Source organism: uncultured Flavobacterium sp. (assembly GCF_963922255.1).
Lineage (GTDB): Bacteria > Bacteroidota > Bacteroidia > Flavobacteriales > Flavobacteriaceae > Flavobacterium.
Window position 1 is genome coordinate 32,152 of sequence record NZ_CAWUIC010000010.1, and the last position, 18,925, is coordinate 51,076.

13 protein-coding genes and 2 tRNA genes are annotated in these 18,925 nt (G+C 31.3%); 9 read left to right on the forward strand and 6 right to left on the reverse strand.

From position 1 onward, the window contains the following. Positions 1–55: 55 nt before the first annotated feature. From purL to AABJ49_RS09285, 3 genes are all read right to left on the reverse strand, one after another. Positions 56–3,694, reverse strand: a complete 3,639-nt coding sequence (gene purL / locus AABJ49_RS09275) for a phosphoribosylformylglycinamidine synthase (protein WP_338378004.1) — start codon at positions 3,692–3,694, stop codon at positions 56–58. Between the two features lie 133 nt (positions 3,695–3,827). Continuing rightward, complete coding sequence (locus tag AABJ49_RS09280; RefSeq protein ID WP_338378005.1) at positions 3,828–4,472, reverse strand: DUF1579 domain-containing protein; 645 nt, start codon at positions 4,470–4,472, stop codon at positions 3,828–3,830. Between the two features lie 22 nt (positions 4,473–4,494). Continuing rightward, complete coding sequence (locus tag AABJ49_RS09285; RefSeq protein WP_338378006.1) at positions 4,495–6,051, reverse strand: hypothetical protein; 1,557 nt, start codon at positions 6,049–6,051, stop codon at positions 4,495–4,497. Between the two features lie 214 nt (positions 6,052–6,265). On the opposite strand from AABJ49_RS09285, the gene AABJ49_RS09290 reads away from it, so the two are divergent. The 4 genes from AABJ49_RS09290 to AABJ49_RS09305 all read left to right on the forward strand — a co-directional run bounded on the left by AABJ49_RS09290 (position 6,266) and on the right by AABJ49_RS09305 (position 8,519). Next, positions 6,266–6,634, forward strand: a complete 369-nt coding sequence (locus AABJ49_RS09290) for a PaaI family thioesterase (protein ID WP_338378007.1) — start codon at positions 6,266–6,268, stop codon at positions 6,632–6,634. Position 6,635: 1 nt separating this feature from the next. Next, positions 6,636–7,664 (forward strand): isochorismate synthase, encoded by a 1,029-nt coding sequence (locus AABJ49_RS09295; protein ID WP_338378008.1) that lies wholly within the window; start codon positions 6,636–6,638, stop codon positions 7,662–7,664. Continuing rightward, positions 7,664–8,380 (forward strand): bacillithiol biosynthesis deacetylase BshB1, encoded by a 717-nt coding sequence (gene bshB1, locus AABJ49_RS09300; protein WP_338378009.1) that lies wholly within the window; start codon positions 7,664–7,666, stop codon positions 8,378–8,380. The genes AABJ49_RS09295 and bshB1 overlap by 1 nt, the downstream gene beginning before the upstream one ends. Positions 8,381–8,443: 63 nt before the next feature. Beyond that, a tRNA-His gene (locus AABJ49_RS09305) sits at positions 8,444–8,519 on the forward strand. Positions 8,520–8,553: 34 nt separating this feature from the next. On the opposite strand, the gene AABJ49_RS09310 is transcribed toward AABJ49_RS09305, so the two are convergent. Next, positions 8,554–9,285, reverse strand: coding sequence for a sulfite exporter TauE/SafE family protein (locus AABJ49_RS09310; RefSeq protein WP_338378010.1), 732 nt, complete (start codon positions 9,283–9,285; stop codon positions 8,554–8,556). Positions 9,286–9,329: 44 nt separating this feature from the next. Then, a complete protein-coding gene (locus AABJ49_RS09315) occupies positions 9,330–10,355 on the reverse strand; it encodes a M28 family metallopeptidase (RefSeq protein WP_338378011.1) in 1,026 nt (341 codons plus the stop codon). Positions 10,356–10,508: 153 nt separating this feature from the next. Here AABJ49_RS09315 and AABJ49_RS09320 point away from each other — a divergent pair, with 153 nt between their 5' ends. Beyond that, complete coding sequence (locus AABJ49_RS09320) at positions 10,509–11,090, forward strand: tRNA-(ms[2]io[6]A)-hydroxylase (protein ID WP_338378012.1); 582 nt, start codon at positions 10,509–10,511, stop codon at positions 11,088–11,090. Between the two features lies 1 nt (position 11,091). Here the strand turns inward: AABJ49_RS09320 and AABJ49_RS09325 are convergent, their stop codons facing one another. Then, on the reverse strand, positions 11,092–12,348 hold the full coding sequence (locus AABJ49_RS09325) for a glycosyltransferase (protein ID WP_338378013.1): 1,257 nt from the start codon (positions 12,346–12,348) through the stop codon (positions 11,092–11,094). 173 nt (positions 12,349–12,521) lie between these two features. On the opposite strand from AABJ49_RS09325, the gene AABJ49_RS09330 reads away from it, so the two are divergent. The 4 genes from AABJ49_RS09330 to AABJ49_RS09345 all read left to right on the forward strand — a co-directional run bounded on the left by AABJ49_RS09330 (position 12,522) and on the right by AABJ49_RS09345 (position 18,918). Beyond that, positions 12,522–12,606 (forward strand) — tRNA-Ser (locus AABJ49_RS09330). Positions 12,607–12,878: 272 nt separating this feature from the next. Next, positions 12,879–14,120 carry a site-specific integrase gene (locus tag AABJ49_RS09335; RefSeq protein ID WP_338378014.1) on the forward strand — a complete coding sequence of 414 codons (1,242 nt, stop codon included), beginning with the start codon at positions 12,879–12,881 and terminating at the stop codon, positions 14,118–14,120. Positions 14,121–14,173: 53 nt separating this feature from the next. Further along, a complete protein-coding gene (locus tag AABJ49_RS09340) occupies positions 14,174–14,500 on the forward strand; it encodes a DUF6660 family protein (RefSeq protein ID WP_338378015.1) in 327 nt (108 codons plus the stop codon). A gap of 101 nt (positions 14,501–14,601) precedes the next feature. Further along, on the forward strand, positions 14,602–18,918 hold the full coding sequence (locus AABJ49_RS09345) for a CusA/CzcA family heavy metal efflux RND transporter (protein WP_338378016.1): 4,317 nt from the start codon (positions 14,602–14,604) through the stop codon (positions 18,916–18,918). Positions 18,919–18,925: the final 7 nt, after the last annotated feature.

The following is an 18,925-nucleotide window of genomic DNA, read 5'->3' on the forward strand; positions in this document are numbered from 1 at the left end:
TGCATAATAAATTAAAAAGCCCTTTAAATTAATTTTTTAAAGGGCTTTTTCTGTATTATTTATTATCAATCCAATTTTTTGCATTCACAAAAGCTTCTAACCAAGGAGAAACTTTATCGTTTCTATCTTTTGGATAATGAGCCCAGTTCCAAGGAAACGTAGAACGTTCAATATGAGGCATCATTACCAAGTGTCTTCCTGTTGGATCACACATCATGGCTGTGTTGAAATCAGAACCGTTTGGATTGGCTGGATAACCTTCATAAGCATATTTTGCAACAATATTATATTGTTCTTCTGGATAAGGTAAGTTGAATTTTCCTTCACCATGCGAAATCCAAACTCCTAATGTGCTACCTGTAAGCGTTTTTAGCATCACAGAATTATTTTCTTGAATGGTTACAGAAGTAAAACCACTTTCATGTTTATGAGAATCATTGTGTTTCATTTTTCCATGCACTTCATGCTCTGGATTGATTACTTCTAATTCCATAAACAATTGACAACCGTTACAAATTCCAACAGAAAGTGTGTCTTCTCTTTTGAAGAAGTTTTTTAAGGCTGTGTTTGCTTTTTCGTTGTATAAAAATGCTCCAGCCCAACCTTTGGCACTTCCTAAAACATCTGAATTTGAAAATCCTCCAACAGCTCCAATAAACTGAACATCTTCCAAGTTTTCTCTTCCAGAAATCAAATCGGTCATGTGAATATCTTTCACATCAAATCCGGCTAAATACATAGCATTTGCCATTTCTCTTTCAGAATTACTTCCTTTTTCACGAATAATGGCTGCTCTTGGTCTTGGTTTTGAATTATCAATTTCTGGCTTTTTCCCAGTAAATTGAGATGGGAACTTAAATTTTAATTCTTGTTTATCAAAGTTGTCAAAACGTTCTTTTGCTTTATTGTTTAAAGTCTGTTTGTCATCTAATAAGTAAGAAGTTTCAAACCAAAGTTTTCTATAATTTTCAATATTTAAATTCCAATTTCCAAAATCTAAACTATCTGAAGTTGTAGCATTTCCTAATTTGTAAATCTCTAAACCTTCAAATGCTTTTTCAAATGTTGCATCATCTTTAGCTTGAAGAACTAAACCAATATTTTCAGAGAATAAGATCTTTACTAAATCTTTTTCAGCAAAAGCATCAAATGAAATTTTTGCACCTAAATTAGTATCAGCAAAACACATTTCTAGTAAAGTTGTGATTAAACCACCACTTCCAATATCATGACCAGCTAAAATTTGGTTATCTTTTATTAATTCTTGAACTGTGTTAAATGCTTTTTTAAAGAAATTTGAGTCTTTAATTGTTGGTACTTCATTTCCAATTTTATTCAAGGTTTGAGCAAATGAACTTCCACCTAATTTGAATGCATCTTGTGATAAATTGATATAATAAATTGAACCACCATCTTTTTGAAGAACTGGTTCAACAACTTTAGTTATATCGTTACAATTTCCTGCAGCTGAAATAATTACTGTTCCTGGAGCAATTACTTCTTCATTTGGATATTTTTGCTTCATGGAAAGCGAATCTTTTCCTGTTGGAATGTTGATTCCCAATTCGATAGCAAAATCAGAACAAGCTTGAACGGCTTCGAATAATCTAGCATCTTCACCTTCATTTTTGCAAGCCCACATCCAATTGGCAGAAAGCGAAACCGATTTCAAATTATCTTTTAAAGGAGCAAAAACAATATTGGATAAAGCCTCAGCAATTGCAGTTCGACTACCAGCAGCTGGATTTACTAAAGCTGAAATAGGAGAGTGCCCAATGGAAGTTGCAATCCCTTCTTTACCATTATAATCTAAAGCCATTACACCTACATTATTTAAAGGCAATTGCAAAGGTCCAACACATTGTTGTTTAGCTACTTTTCCGCCAACACAACGGTCAACCTTATTGGTTAGCCAATCTTTACAGGCAACAGCTTCTAGTTGTAAAACTTCTTTTAAATAGGTTTCTAAATTTTCTTGCGAGTATTTTAAATCTGAATATTTTCTATCGATTTTTGAATCAGTCATTATGGTTTTTGGTGAACTTCCAAAGAAATCTTCCAAAGCATAATCCATTGGTTTTAAACCAGTAGATTTTGATTCAAATGTAAAACGATGATCATTGGTTACATCACCAACTTCATACATTGGAGAGCGTTCTCTGTCAGCAATTCGTTGTAAAATATCCATGTCTTTTTGACCAATAACCAATCCCATTCTTTCTTGCGACTCGTTACCAATGATTTCTTTGGCTGAAAGCGTTGGATCTCCAACAGGTAAATTATCTAAGTTGATTAATCCACCAGTATCTTCAACCAATTCTGATAAACAATTTAAATGTCCTCCAGCACCATGATCGTGAATAGAAACGATTGGATTTTCATCACTTTCTACTAAACCACGAATAGCATTTGCAGCACGTTTTTGCATTTCTGGATTAGAACGTTGGATAGCATTTAATTCAATTCCTGAACTAAATTCTCCTGTATCTGCTGAAGAAACAGCAGCTCCACCCATTCCAATTCTGTAGTTTTCACCACCTAGAATTACAATTTTATCACCTTCACTTGGTTTTTTCTTGATGGCTTGGTCTAATTTTCCATAACCAATTCCACCAGCTTGCATAATTACTTTGTCGTATCCTAATTTTCTACCTTCTTCTTCATGTTCGAAAGTTAATAGTGAACCTGTAATTAAAGGTTGACCGAATTTGTTTCCAAAATCAGAAGCTCCGTTGGAAGCTTTAATTAAAATATCAATAGGTGTTTGATACAACCATTTTCTTTCTTGAAAACCTAATTTATTTTCTTTCAAACGAGAATAAGAAGTCATGTAAACAGCTGTACCAGCTAATGGTAACGAACCTTGTCCACCAGCTAATCTATCACGAATTTCTCCACCAGAACCTGTTGCTGCACCGTTGAAAGGTTCAACCGTTGTTGGGAAATTATGCGTTTCTGCTTTTAATGAAATTACTGAATCGAATTCTTTTTCAGCGTAAAAATCAGCTTTATCTGCACTTTTTGGTGCAAACTGAGTCACTTTTGGACCTTTTAAAAAAGCCACATTATCTTTATAAGCCGAAACGATATCGTTTGGATTTTCAGCTGATGTTTTCTTAATTAACTTGAATAAAGAAGTTTCTTTTTCAACACCATCAATAACAAATGTTCCGTTGAATATTTTATGACGACAATGTTCTGAATTCGCTTGTGAGAAAGCAAAAATTTCAGAATCCGTTAATTTTCTATTTATCTTGCTAGAAACTTGGTGTAAATATTCTACTTCTTCATCGCTTAAAGCTAAACCTTCTTTTTTATTGTAAGAAGCAATATCTTCAATCTCTAAAATAGGTTCAGGTTGGATATTTATGGTAAAAATTTCTTGATTAAGTTCCTTGTACTTTTGCGAAAGCATAGGGTCAAAATCATTGAAGTCAGTAGTTACTTTAAGAAATTCTTCAATTCGAATTATTCCAGAAATACCCATATTTTGAGTGATTTCTACAGCATTTGTACTCCAAGGAGTTATCATTGTTGCTCTTGGTCCAACAAAAAAATCCGCAAGAACGGATTTTTCAATTTTATGTGCGTTACCAAATAGCCAATTTAATTTTGAAATTGTTTCTGCCGAAAGTTCGTTTTGCGCTTGAACGGCAAAAACTATGTTACTCTCGTTTCCGAAGAAATGAATCATTGTACTTTAAGTTAGTTGTTGTTGTAAGTGCAAATTTATTCTAAAAACTTATAATTTCAAAAGCATTAATAATAAAGTTTATAACAAAAAAAACTGCCATTTGTTAATGACAGTTTTGATTTTTTTTGGAAGTTTATTTTCTTCTTTTAGAAAGAATTTCCATGTTTTTAAATTCTTTACCATTTGCATCAATATCAAACATCTCTAATTTTTGGGTATTGTCATCAATGTAAGTAATGATTTCTTTAACTTTTTTCTCTTTTCCAGTTACTGGATCAACCATATTTCCTTTAAATGTAATAGATTTTGAAGCTTCATCATATTGACCTCGAGATACTAACATTCCGGTTCCCATATTATCAATCCAAGTTGCAATAAACTCTTTGGATGCATTGTCATACGCAGTTATTCCACGACCTTCGAAAGCCATTCCCCACATATCACCTTTAAAAACTCCTTCTTGATATTTGCCATCCAGTATCATTTTGTAAGTTGCTACAGAAGTTGCTTTCATAGGTTCTGGACTTTCAGGCATCCAAAATGTCATTTCAGCATCCCATGTTCCGGTATCTTTTGCTAACATTTCGTGTGCTTTTGATGGAGTTGCATAATCAGCCCAAGCTTTTGCTACGGTTGCAGAATCTGGAGTTACTTCAACTGTTTCTTCCACTTTAACTTCTGTAGTTGTTTCAGTTGGTACTTCTTTTTCTTCTTCCACTTTTTTACAAGATGTAAATCCTATTGAAAAAGCTAGTAACGGTAAAATAATTTTTTTCATGATTTTATAATTTATTGGTTAGTTAGTCAAAGATAATAAAATTATAAGCACCCATGTCTGTAAGTCCTATTCTAGGATTATTTAATATGTCATTAAAGATTGAAAAACTTGTTTCTGCTGTTCCTTTTGCAGCAGAATTTTCACCGATTATCAATTCATTTTTATTTGGATCTTTAAAATCGGGTTTGTTTTGTGTTGAATTATTAGCTCGTATACAATTTTCAAAAATAGAAGTATTCGCAAAATTATATTCAGCAACATTTATAAATTGATTATTGGTGTCAATAAATTTAATTAGACAATTGGTGTATTTGAAACTGAAAGTACCTCCTTCATTTTTATGTGAAATACCTAAATTACTTGAGCCATAAATAATACAATTATTAAAATTTGCTTTTATAAGTGGAGTAGGAGTACCATTTATTTTATCATTACTTAAAGATACACAAGTTTGGTTTGGAGTTGGCCAATAATTAGCAAAAGTACAATGAGTAAATTCGTAACTTCCACCAAAACTTCCTATAAATGAAGCTTCTCCACAATTATTAATCACTACATTTTTCCCATCGATAAAACCTGTTGTTGCATATAAACCAATATTTGAACAGTTATAAATCTGTACGTTATTTAAGGTTGCGTTTACCGAATTAGTACCATCGTTTCCATTTACATATAAGCCTACAACTGCATTTTTGATAGTTAAATTATTCAAGACGTTTGAATGACTTCCATTGGTCAACCAAATTGTTCCCCATTGACCAGGTACTTCTGAAAAATCAGGTTCTAAACGATCACCTTCAAAAATCACTTCGTTTTCTAAAGCATCTGTTGTTGAGGGTTTGCCATCAACAAAAAGAGATGCATCATTGGCCACAATTATTCCTGAATCAGCATGAAAATGTATGCGAGCTCCTTCTTCGATTGTTAAAGTCTTTGTAGGTGGTACAAAAGCATAACCATATATTACATAAGGTTTTGAATTATTCCAAAATAATTCATTGCCGTTTATTGGATCATTCTCATCTAAATAGCTTACATTAATTTTTACAGGTTCACCTTGTTCATTAGTACCTAAGGTCAAATCTTCATAATCAAATCCACCGTTGCTGTTAGGAGTTCGTTGTGGATAAATGAAATAAGCATCTTGAATTAAGGTAACTAAATCCACTTTTTGCATTCCAGATGAAGAATTAAATTCAATAAAATCAGTATATAAAAAATCGGCTGGATTAACATTAGCAACATCTTCAGTTACTTCAATAAAAACAAACATACTGTCTTTGGCAAGCATTTCTATGTTGTTGAATTCTTTACCAGGCATTCCATCAACCATTAAACGGTATTTAGAACTTTGACCTTTGTTTAATCGAATACTTGGAATAGAAATGTTTTTATTACTTCTGTTGTAAACTTTTAAAGTATAGGTACTGGAACCGATATTAGTAAAAACAGTATCTAAATAAACAGTGTCTTTAGAAAATTCTAATCCTCCAGAACTGGTTTCAAAATCAAAATCGTTTCTACATGATGTTAATGAAGCTATTAATACAACAAAAAGTAATCCTAAATAATGACGCATAAATAATTTGAATTTTCGTAAAAGTAATTATTAATTTCAAAACGCTATTTATGGAAACGAAAAAAAATCAATTTTAGTCTCAATTAACAATCTATTATAAAAAGATATTAGGCTTAAGATTTAAAAAATGAGTAATTTTGTAATAAATAAGTAAACCATGTTTGATAAAGATAAGATGCTTCAATTGTGTAATGATTGGTCAAAAAACACATTGATGGAAACGTTAGAAATAGAATACATAGATGCTGGTGAAGATTTTTTAACAGCAAAGATGCCAGTAAACCCAAGAGTTCATCAACCCATGGGATTATTACATGGAGGTGCTAGTGTTGCTTTAGCTGAAAGTGTTGGAAGTGCAGCTTCAATTATGTTTGTAAATCCAGAGAAATCAGAAGTAAGAGGAATAGAAATTTCTGCTAACCATTTGAAAGCTAAACGTGATGGAATGGTTTATTGTACTGCAAAAATCGTTCACAAAGGAAGAAGCATTCACTTATGGGAAATTAGAATTACAGATGAAAGCGATAATTTGGTTTGTTTATGTAAGTTGACCAATATGATTTTACCTCGAAAAGAACGCTAAAATGAAGATTTTTGAAATAGCAAAAGTTCATTTTCAATCCAATTTACCTTTTGTTTTATTTGCTGAACCTAATGAATCTCATTTGAAAGTCTATTTTCAGAATGATGACGAATTGCATCAATTTGAAAATCAAAGTGGATTTGTTTTTGTTTCTTTTGATGGTAAAAATAAAGTTGTTATTCCTAAAGAAAATTCAGAATATTATAGTGAAGAAATTAATTATGAATTAGATTTCGATATTCAATCAATTGACATTAAAACTTCAAGTGAGGAAAAAAACAAGTTTAAAGAGTTAGTTGAAACATCCGTAAAGGAAATTCTATCAGGAAAATTTGATAAATTAGTTGTTTCAAGAAAAATTAATTTTCAAAATAAAATTGATGTATTTCAAACCTATATAAATATATTAAAAACGTATCCAACAGCTTTTCGCTATTTATTTTTTCATCCAAAAGTTGGGCTATGGATGGGAGCGACACCGGAACAATTACTTAAAATTGAAGCTAATCATTTTGAAACTGTTGCATTAGCTGGAACCCAATTATTTTCAGAGCAAGTTGAATGGACAGAAAAAGAAATACAAGAACAACTATTTGTCACTGATTATATTGTTGAAAATTGTAAAGATTTGGCTTTGGATATTGAGGTTTCACCACCATTTACGGTACAAGCCGGAAAATTGGCACATATAAAAACCAAAATTTCTGGAAGTATTTCTAAAGAAAATGAAGCGAAATTAATTTCAAAATTACATCCAACACCTGCAGTTTGTGGTTTGCCTAAAGAAAAAGCGAAAGAATTTATTATAGAAAATGAAAATTATGACAGAAAATTTTATGCTGGATTTTTAGGAGAATGGAATGTGAATGAAACAACCAATTTATTTGTTAACTTGCGTTGTATGGAAATTGACGCTGTGAATACAATTTATGTAGGTTGTGGAATTACAAAAAACAGTATTGCTGAAAATGAATTTATAGAAACTCAAAATAAGTCAGAAACCATTAAGAATATTATAATTATAAAATAATGAAGTTAGATATATTAGCCTTTGGAGCTCATCCAGATGATGTTGAATTAGGAGCAGCAGGAACGATTGCCAAAGAAGTTTCACTAGGAAAGAAAGTCGGAATTATCGATTTAACTCGAGGTGAATTAGGCTCAAGAGGTTCAGCTGAAATTAGAGATGAAGAGGGTAGGAAAGGAGCTGAAATTTTAGGAGTTGCTGTTCGTGAAAATTTGCGTTTTAGAGATGGATTTTTTGTAAATGATGAAAAACATCAAATGGAAATCATTAAAATGATTCGAAAATATAGACCTGAGATTGTTTTATGTAACGCTATTGAAGACCGACACATTGACCATGCAAAAGGAAGTAATTTAGTTAGTGATGCTTGCTTTCTATCGGGTTTAATAAAAATAGAAACTTTTTTAGATGGCCAAAAACAAGAACATTGGAGACCAAAGCAAGTGTATCATTACATGCAATGGAAAAACCTTGAACCAGATTTTGTAGTTGATATCACAGGTTTTATGGATAAGAAAATGGATTCTGTTTTGGCTTACAGTTCGCAATTTTATGATCCTAATTCTAAAGAACCTATAACACCAATTACCTCAAAAAACTTCTTAGATTCTATAAAATACCGAGCTCAAGATTTGGGAAGAATTGTTGGTGTAGATTTTGCTGAAGGTTTTACAGCAGAAAGATATTTGGCAATCAATAGTTTAAGTGATTTGAAGTAAATTTATGTTTTTTTTATTTGTAGAATAGAAAAACAGTAGTATATTTGCACTCGTTAAACAAATGGTGATTGTAGCTCAGTTGGTTAGAGCATCGGTTTGTGGTACCGAGGGTCGTGGGTTCGAGCCCCATCATTCACCCTTATAAAGCTTCAAGGAAACTTGGAGCTTTTTTTTTATGTCAAGCTATTCCATAAAGAGAATATTCCAATTCCTAAAATTAAAAATAAAGACAATTTTTTGAATTTATTTTGTGGAATTTTATTTAATATTTTCTGGCCAACCCATGTTCCTAAAAATCCAATTATAAATAGAAAAGGTATATAGATTAATATTTCTTTGGTTATATATCCATTAAAAAAATACACAAAACTTCTTGTAAAATCGATTCCAAAATCAATAGTGGCTGATGTGGCTACAAATACACTTTTTTCTAAATTAAAAGCGACCATTGTAATTCCTCTAATGGCTCCACCTGTTCCAAGAAAACCTGCAGTAAATCCAGATAAAGAACCACCAATAATACTTTCTTTAAGTCTAGCAGGAATAACTAATTTATCTTTGATTAAAAACAGTAAACTCAATAGAATTAAAAATATGCCTAGACCAATTTCTAATAATTTTGAATCAAAATAGCTACTTAATATTCCACCAATAATTACAAACAATACGGAAGGAATTCCTATTTGAAGCAATAGCTTTTTATCTAAACCTTTTCTAAAAAGATAAATTTTACTGATATTACTGGATAAATGAAAAATAGCTGTAATACCTAAAACGGTATGGAAATCAAAAAACAAATTAGAAAAAGGCACAAAAAAGACTGAAGAACCAAATCCTCCTATTGTTCCAATGATTTCAGCTACTAATGCCAAAAATAAAAAAAGAATACTTTTATCTAATGTCATATAAATAAAGCACTCCTAAGAGTGCTTAATAGTAATGGATTTTCTTATTCACCGTTTCTATCGGCAATTATTCTTTTGTCTCTGTTAGCAATTTCCCATGCATCAGCAAACGCAAGTTGTGCTCTTTTTGTCATTAATTCATAATTAATTTTATCAGGTGTATCAGTTGGTTTGTGGTAGTCAGCATGCACACCATTGAAAAAGAAAATTGCTGGAACACCGTTTTTAGCAAAATTATAATGGTCTGAACGGAAATAAATTCTTTCAGGATCATTTCTGTCATTGTATTTGTAATCTAAATTTAGTCCAACATATTTCGTATTCATTTCTTCATTAATTTGATATAATTCTGTACTTAATCTATCAGAACCAATCACATATATATAGTTTGGTTTTTCTTCATGTGCTGGATCAACTCTTCCAATCATATCAATGTTGATATCTACAACTGTGTTTTTTAAAGGAAACAATGGATTTTCAGAATAATATCTTGAACCGTGTAATCCTTTTTCTTCAGCGGTTACGTGTAAAAATAAAATAGAACGTCTTGGTCCATGGCCTTCTTTTTTAGCTTGAGCAAAAGCTTGAGCCATTTCTAATAGTGCAACTGTTCCAGAACCATCATCATCAGCTCCGTTATAAATTTCATCATTTTTTGTACCTACATGGTCATAATGAGCAGAGATAACAACAATTTCATCAGGAAATTCACTTCCAGGAATAAAAGCCCATATATTTTCAGAATCAACTCCTTTATTACCAAATTTTTGTGTCATAAAAGCGGCTGGAACTTTTTGATAATAACTACTAGCACCTTTTGGATAATTTATTCCAAGACTTTTGTAATAATTGATAAGATATTCTCCCGCTCTTTTTTGTCCAGCAGAACCCGTATCTCTTCCTTCCATTTCATCTCCAGCTACAATATATAGATGTTTGCTTAAATCAGTTTTATCAATCAGATTAATATAAGTTCCTGCATTTACTTCCGTTTTTTTGCTTAACGATGAACTTGATCCACAACTATATAAAACTAAACCAATAATGCTACAAGCAATTATTCTTTTCATACTCTAATTATTTAAATGATATTATATTTTCAAAAATATGTTTTTTATTTAGAAAAAACTCAATTTTTATTTAATTAGTATTGAGATAGATTAAAAAATTTCAATATTATAAGTTTAAATTTAAAAGTTTATTTTTGCAAAAAAGAATTTACCATGTTCAAATTAAAATTACCAACAGACCCAAGATGGGCAAAAATAGCAGAATCAAACATTGAAGAGGTGTTAAGTGATCACGCTTGGTGCGAACAAAAAGCTGTAACCAATTGTATCACACTAATTACAATGTTACCAGAACATACACATATCATCACTGAATTAATCAAAATTGCCCAAGAAGAAATGGAACATTTTGAGCAAGTGCATGAGTTGATAAAAGCTAACGGTTGGGTTTTAGGACGAGAACGCAAAGATCATTATGTGAATGAGCTCTATAAATTCATGCAAAAGGGTGGAAGCAGACAATCGCATTTGGTAGAACGTTTGTTGTTTTCGGCTATGATTGAAGCTAGAAGTTGTGAGCGTTTTAAAGTACTTTCAGATACTATTGAAGACCAAGAAATGGCTAAATTTTACCGAGATTTAATGATAAGTGAAGCCAATCATTACACTGTTTTTCTTGGTTTTGCCAATGAAATTGGAAAAGGGTTGGATGTAAAAAAACGTTGGGAAGAATGGTTGGCTTATGAAGCTGAAATCATTAAAAGTTACGGAAATTCTGAAGCAATTCACGGATAATTTATTCTTTGGAATTTGGAATTTTCTTATTGGAATTTTTCTCTTCAATCCATTTACTCAGGTACATCGTACTTTTTAAAGTGTGATGATTTAAAACCTGTCCCATAAAATTTTGGGTGCGATGACTTTTAATATTGAAAATTAAATATTCAATTAGTTTTGCAAAATCTTTTTCAAAATTCTTTTTATTGAAAGTTGTATTAATGATGTTTAAACCATTGATTTGAGATTTATTCCAGATGTCTTTATTGGTATAAAGTGTAACTGCTATTTCAGCAAATTCAATAGGATTATCTTCAATGAACCCATTCCAAATTATGTTATTTTGCATGCCCTCAGCTCCAATTTTGGTTGTAACATTTGGACTTCCAAATAACATCGATTCCAATAATTTGCCTTTAATGCCAGCACCATAAGGCAAAGGAGCAAGTAGGACTCTGTGTTTTTTAAATACATCAGAACTATTTTCAGCTCTTCCTTTAATCATAAAACCTTCTTTTTCATTATGCAATTGTTTGGCTTTTTCAGGAAGATAAGCACCATAAATATGCAATTCAGATTTAGGTAATTGTTTCCTAATTAAAGGCCAAAATGTATTTTTCAATTGCAAAACAGCATCCCAATTGGGTTGATGATAAAAATTTCCAATAGAGAAAAAATGATTCCTATCTTCAAATTTAGGAAAATTTTCAAAATTACTTTCATCCATTTCATCATACATCATTGGAATATAATGCAATAATTCAATTGGAATAGAAAAAGTATTTACCAATAAATCATATTCAAATTTAGAAATGATCAAAGTCAAATCACATCTATAAATTGAAGCTATTTCGCGTTTAGCAATATCGTTTTGTAAATGTTTTGTTTCGCAACTTATTTGTTGTTTGAAACATTGCAATCTGGCTTCACGCAAAAAGTGTAAATCTTCAGAATCTAAAATCTTAATTGCGTTTGGACAATTTTCAGTAACGCGCCAACCAAATTGTTCTTCCGTCATAAAACGATCAAAAAGAACTACTGTTGGATTTTCTGATTTAATAAAACTATCAAAAGAATTGTTGTTTAATTCAATTTCAACAGTTTTAATGTTAAGCTTACTCAAATCAACCGAAAATTCAGAAAAAGAAGCAATTGAAGTAAAGGTAATTTGAAAATCTTGTTTTTTAAAAAATGCTATTAGTTGCATCATTCGTTGCCCAGCAGCGGTTGAATTTGGTTCTGGCCATACAGAGCCAATGATAACAATTTTTTTCATAAATATTAACTTAATACAAAGGTATAAAATAAAATGTTGTACTCTAAAAATATGATTTTTAAAGAGATATATTTTGTAGCTAAAAAATATTTAAAATTATATTAAAAAAGGTTTGTAGAAATAAAAAATGATACTATATTTGCACTCGCAATACGGAAGTAGTGCAGTTTATTGGAGAAATGGCAGAGCGGTCGAATGCGGCAGTCTTGAAAACTGTTGACTGTAACAGGTCCGGGGGTTCGAATCCCTCTTTCTCCGCGAGCTGAAAAGCAAATTGAATTAAAACCCTTAAAATCGTATGATTTTAAGGGTTTTTTTATTTTCACAACCTTCAAAACATTCATTAATTCGTGAACCTAAAGGGATAAATTCGGTTACCCTAAAAAACTCAAATTTTGGGTAACCGATTTTTAACTTAACCTAATGTTCATAGGATGTTACAGCCAGTTCAATAACCAGTTTAAAACTTGTACATCTTGTGAACCTTGAATATTAAAATTAAATTTAATACTAATAAAAAGGTCACCATTATGAAAGCAAAAGTTTCTATTCTTTTTTATGCTAAAAAAGCAAAAGCCAATGTTAACGGTTTAGTTCCAATCTACACAAGAATTACAGTCAATGGAAAAAGGATTGAGTTAAGTACCAATAGATTTATAGAAATATCTAAATGGTGCACTAAATCTAACAAAATTAAAGGTAATTCAGAAGAGGCTCGTTCAATAAATAGCCATCTGGATATGTTGAAAATTCAAATAATTGATACCCAAATGGAATTAGTCCATAAAAAAATTCCAATTACTGCCGAGAGTTTTAAAAGTTTGTTACTTGGAGTTGATGAAAGAGCTCGAATGTTAGTTCCTATATTCCAAGATCACAACAACAAAATTAAAGAATTGGTAGGTAAAGAATATGCTCCAGGAACATTAGAACGCTATACAACCTCTTTGAAACATACTATTGAGTTTATGCAATGGAAATATAATATTTCTGATATTGATATTACCAAGATTGATCACGCTTTTATAACCGATTATGAATTCTGGTTAAGAAGTGTTAGAAATTGTGCGAATAACACAGCTGTAAAATACATCAAGAACTTCAATAAAATTATCAAGATATGTTTGGCCAATGACTGGCTTGACAAAAATCCTTTTGCAAACTACAAATCCAAAGTAAAAGAAGTTGAAAGAGTTTATTTATCTGAAGAAGAAATTCAAAGTATTATTGAAAAAGAATTTAAAACAGAAAGGTTATCTATTGTTCGCGATATATTCCTTTTTAGCTGCTTTACTGGTTTGGCGTACATTGATGTCAAAAACTTAACAAAGTCGCATATAAGCTTCGGTATTGATGGCGAGAAATGGATATTTACACATAGACAGAAAACAGAATCAGCTTCTAAAATTCCAATCCTTCCAGTTACTCAAATGATTATCGATAAATACGAGAATCATCCACAAAGTAACAATCAGGAAAAATTACTTCCTATTCTGTCTAATCAAAAAATGAATGCCTATTTAAAAGAAATAGCAGCTGTTTGCGAGATTGAAAAAGAATTAACCTTCCATATTGCTCGACATACATTTGCGACAACTGTAACACTTACAAATGGTGTACCTATTGAAAGTGTAAGTAAAATGCTTGGACATAAAAATTTGAGAACTACGCAACATTACGCAAAAGTTTTGGATAGAAAAGTTAGTGAGGATATGCGTATTTTGAAAGATAAATTTAGTTATAGTTTTAAGTTGAATACTAAAGAAGCGTAAAAAAACGTAAAAAAACGTAAAAACTAAAAAATAATTTTACTACTTTTACAGCTGTGAAATTTTTAAGCTACATATTATCAATCTATTTAGTAATACTTTCATGTTTGCCATGTGCAGATGTGGAAACATCTAATTTTACACATACTGCAAGTAAAATAGGCGCAAAACACGATAATCATTCACACGATCAAGAAAATGATGCATGTTCTCCTTTTTGTGTTTGTAATTGTTGTGGACAAAGTGTATTGTCTTATGTACCTAAAGTAGTTTTTAATTTTCATACCTCAATTGAAGAAATTGAAACGCTAAACTCTTTTTATAAATCTAATTTGTATGCCAATTTCTTTGGGAGTATTTGGCAACCACCTCAAATAGTATAATGAAGCCCCGCCCATTTTGGCGGGGTTAGAAACTTGTGTTCATAGCACAAATTATGGCAAATTTTTAATTTGCTAATTTCTAATTCATTATAATATTTTCAATGTTAGACAAAATCATACAATTCAGTATAAAGAACAAATTCATTATACTACTTTTTACACTTGTGTTAATAGCTTGGGGAAGCTACTCTTTAAAAAACCTACCACTTGACGCATTACCAGATGTTACTAATAACCAAGTGCAAATTATTACAAATGCACCTACTTTAGCCAGTCAAGAAATTGAGCAACTCATTACATATCCATTAGAGCAATCTTTAAAAACAATTCCAAAAGTTATAGAACTGCGAAGTATTTCTCGTTTCGGACTTTCGGTTGTTACAGTAGTTTTTAAAGATGATGTAGATATTTATTGGGCAAGGAATCAAATTTTTCAACGAATAAGCCAAGCCAAAGAAAATATCCCAGCTTATGCAGGTTCTCCTGAAATGGCGCCCATTTCAACAGGATTAGGAGAAATTTATCAATACGATGTATATGCTAAAAAAGGATATGAAGATAAATACGATGCTGTCAAATTGCGAACCATTCAAGATTGGATTATCATTCCACAATTACAAGGAATTGAAGGTGTTGCAGAAGTTGCTACTTGGGGTGGTAAATTAAAACAGTTTGAAATTGCCGTTAAACCAAATACTTTAAAGAGTTTAGATGTAACCATAACTGAAATTTTTGAAGCTTTAGAAAAAAACAACCAAAATACTGGAGGTGCGTATATTGAAAAAGACCAAATGACCTACTTTATTCGTGGTGTAGGTATGGCTACCGGAAGTAAGGATTTAGAAAATGTTGTTGTAAAGAACAGAAACGGTGCACCTGTTTTAATTCGTGATGTAGCTTCAGTTAATGAAGGATATGCTATGCGATATGGAGCAGCTACAAAAGATGGGAAAGGTGAAATAGTGGCAGGTATGGCATTAATGCTTAAAGGAGAAAATTCTAAAGCAGTTGTTGATAGAGTTAAAGAAAAAATGGATCAAATCAACAAAACACTTCCTGAAGGTGTCGTTGCTGAAGCATTTATTGATAGAGGTAAATTAGTTGATAGTGCAGTAGGAACTGTTACTAAAAATTTATTAGAAGGTGCGTTAATCGTAATTTTTGTATTGATTTTATTTCTAGGAAACCTTCGCGCAGGACTAATTGTGGCTTCGGTAATTCCGTTGTCAATGCTTTTTGCTGTTATTCTAATGAATCATTTTGGTGTAAGTGGAAATTTAATGAGTTTAGGAGCTATCGATTTTGGAATTATTGTCGATGGTGCAGTAATTATTGTAGAAGCCACAATGCATCATTTGCAAAAGCTCAAAAGACAAAAGAACTTAACCCAATTAGAAATGGATAGCGAAGTGTATAAATCTGCTTCCAAAATTCGTAATAGTGCAGCATTTGGAGAAATAATAATTTTAATTGTGTATTTGCCAATATTAGCATTAGTTGGAACCGAAGGTAAAATGTTTAAACCAATGGCAATGACTGTAGGATTTGCAGTAATTGGAGCTTTCGTACTTTCTTTAACTTATGTACCTATGATGAGTGCAATGTTCTTATCTAAAAACACAGAGCATAAAGAAAACTTTAGCGATAAAATGATGGCATGGTTTGAAAAAATATACACTCCATTTTTAGACAAAGCATTACAAATCAAAAAAGTAGTTTTAGGAATTGCTGTCGGATTATTTGTAATGGCATTGGTAGTTTTCCAAAATATGGGTGGTGAATTTATACCTACAATTGAAGAAGGGGATTTAGCCATTAATGCAACGATAATGACAGGAAGCTCTTTAACGCAGATGATTGAAACAACCACTAAATACGAAAAAATTCTAAAAGACAAATTTCCAGAAATTAAAACCATTGTTACAAAAATTGGTAGTGGTGAAATTCCAACAGATCCAATGCCTATTGAAAGTGGTGATTTAATTATTGTTTTAAAAGATAAATCAGAATGGACTTCTGCTGATAATTGGGAAGATTTAGCCAACCTAATGAAAGAAGAAATGGAAGTTATTCCTGGAGCAAACATTGAAGTTTCCCAACCCATTCAAATGCGTTTTAACGAATTAATGACGGGTAGTAGAAGTGATATTGCTATAAAGATTTTTGGGGATGATTTAGAAATACTAGATGTAAAAGCAAAAGAATTAATTTCAAAAATTAATAAAATTGAAGGTATTGGTGATTTAAAAGCAGATAAAGTAACAGGGTTACCTCAAATTACCATTAAATACGATTACGATAAAATTGCATTATACGGATTAAACATTACGGATGTAAATAAGATTGTCAGAGCTTCTTTTGCTGGTGAAAGTGCAGGTAAAATTTATGAAGAAAGTAAACGTTTTGATGTAGTGGTAAGAATGAATGCAGAAAATCGTAGTGATATTTCAGATGTTTCTAATCTATTTATCCCTTTACCAAGCGGACAACAAGTGCCTCTCTATCAAGTAGCTTCTGTGGAATACGAACAAGGACCTGTTCAAGTTTCTCGTGAAAACGGAAAACGAAGAATTACAGTGGGTTTAAATGTTCGTGGTCGTGATGTAAAAAGTGTAGTCGAAGAAATTCAACAAAAATTAGAAACCAATTATAAACTTCCAGCAGGATATTATATTACTTATGGTGGACAATTTGAAAATTTAGTAGAAGCAAATAAAAGACTTTCTGTTGCTTTACCAATAGCATTAGCATTAATTATGGTATTGTTGTTTTTTACATTCCATAGTGTTAAGCAAGCACTTTTAATATTCACAGCAATTCCATTATCTGCCATTGGTGGTGTTTTTGCTTTATGGATGAGAGGAATGCCATTTAGTATATCAGCAGGTATTGGTTTTATTGCTTTATTTGGTATTGCAGTTCTAAATGGAATTGTATTGATTTCTTATTTCAATCAATTAAAATCAGAAGGAATAACAGACCCATTACAACGCGTTTTAATTGGAACAAAAACAAGATTACGTCCGGTTTTAATGACAGCTGCGGTTGCTTCATTAGGATTTTTACCAATGGCTTTATCAACTAGTGGTGGTGCTGAAGTGCAAAAACCATTAGCAACGGTTGTTATTGGCGGCTTATTTTCAGCAACATTACTAACCTTAATTGTATTACCAATTTTATATTTACTTTTTGAGAAGGGTATTAAAAAAAGAAAAAAAATGTCAAATTCAATTATAACAATAATCATACTATTTATTAGTACATTTTCATTTGGTCAAAATAGTCAACCTATAACTTTAGAACAAGCTATTACAATGGCTAAAAAGAATAATCTAGATTTGAAAATTGCCGATAAGGAAATTGAAAAACAAACAGTGCTTAAGAAAACAGCTTTTCAAGCAGATCCTTTGCAAATTGAATACATGGGTGGACAATACAATAGTTTGGATTATGATAATAGTGTAAGTATCCAACAATATTTCCCAATTGGTGGAAGTACGAAAGCAAATAGACAGCTTCAGGAAGAACTAGCAAAACTGGCTGAAAAACGAAAAGCATTATCGGAATATGAAATCGAAAAAGCGGTAACTATTGCCTATTATCAATATTTATATGGTATTTCAATTCAAAAGTTGAATGATGAATTGTATGAGGTGTATTCAAAATTTCTTAAAAATGCTGAACTGCGATTTAAAACTGGTGAGAGCGGTAGTATTGAAGCTATTAGTGCTAAAGCTAAAATAAAGGAAATTGAAACCTTAAAAGCACAAATTCTACTTGATTTGGTAATTTATCAAAAGCAGTTGCAATATTTTATCCAGACAAATGAAAATATAATTCCAGAAGCTTCAACTTCTTTAAAATATGCTAGTTCATCGGTTTTAGAAGAATCCAAAGTAGAAACATTAGTAAGTGATTATTATAGCCAACAAGCTATGGTTTATGAAAAAGAAGCAAATACTTTCAAAAAAATGCGAGCACCAAAATTAGGCTTAGGTTACTTTGGTCAAACGTTAAACAAAGAATCTTATTTTCAAGGATTTACAGTTGGTTTACAAATTCCTTTGTTTAGTGGTGCAAATACAGCTCGTGCTAAAGCTTCTGAAATAAGTAAGTCACAATCGCAATTAGAATTCGATAAAACAAAATTGACTCTAAAATTGCAAAAAGAAGAATTAGTAAACCAATTTGCAAAACAACAAAAAGCAATACAATATTTTGAAAACGAAGGTTTAAAATATGCAGAACAGATCATCTCTACAGCACAAAAAAGTTATGCCAATGGCGATATGAGTTACTGGTCTTACATCAGTTTTCTTAATCAAGCCATTGACATTAAAAAGCAAAACATCGAAGCAGTAAACGCTTACAATCAAAGTGCTATTCAAATGCAATTTCCATCTTTCAATAACAATTAATACTCAC

Coding starts and splice junctions, on each gene's coding strand:
- AABJ49_RS09335 (WP_338378014.1), top strand. CDS start 12,879: ATGAAAGCAAAAGTTTCTATTCTTTTTTATGCTAAAAAAGCAAAAGCC.
- bshB1 (WP_338378009.1), top strand. CDS start 7,664: ATGAAGTTAGATATATTAGCCTTTGGAGCTCATCCAGATGATGTTGAA.
- AABJ49_RS09285 (WP_338378006.1), bottom strand. CDS start 6,051: ATGCGTCATTATTTAGGATTACTTTTTGTTGTATTAATAGCTTCATTA.
- AABJ49_RS09325 (WP_338378013.1), bottom strand. CDS start 12,348: ATGAAAAAAATTGTTATCATTGGCTCTGTATGGCCAGAACCAAATTCA.
- AABJ49_RS09320 (WP_338378012.1), top strand. CDS start 10,509: ATGTTCAAATTAAAATTACCAACAGACCCAAGATGGGCAAAAATAGCA.
- purL (WP_338378004.1), bottom strand. CDS start 3,694: ATGATTCATTTCTTCGGAAACGAGAGTAACATAGTTTTTGCCGTTCAA.
- AABJ49_RS09295 (WP_338378008.1), top strand. CDS start 6,636: ATGAAGATTTTTGAAATAGCAAAAGTTCATTTTCAATCCAATTTACCT.
- AABJ49_RS09280 (WP_338378005.1), bottom strand. CDS start 4,472: ATGAAAAAAATTATTTTACCGTTACTAGCTTTTTCAATAGGATTTACA.
- AABJ49_RS09290 (WP_338378007.1), top strand. CDS start 6,266: ATGGAAACGTTAGAAATAGAATACATAGATGCTGGTGAAGATTTTTTA.
- AABJ49_RS09310 (WP_338378010.1), bottom strand. CDS start 9,285: ATGACATTAGATAAAAGTATTCTTTTTTTATTTTTGGCATTAGTAGCT.
- AABJ49_RS09345 (WP_338378016.1), top strand. CDS start 14,602: ATGTTAGACAAAATCATACAATTCAGTATAAAGAACAAATTCATTATA.
- AABJ49_RS09315 (WP_338378011.1), bottom strand. CDS start 10,355: ATGAAAAGAATAATTGCTTGTAGCATTATTGGTTTAGTTTTATATAGT.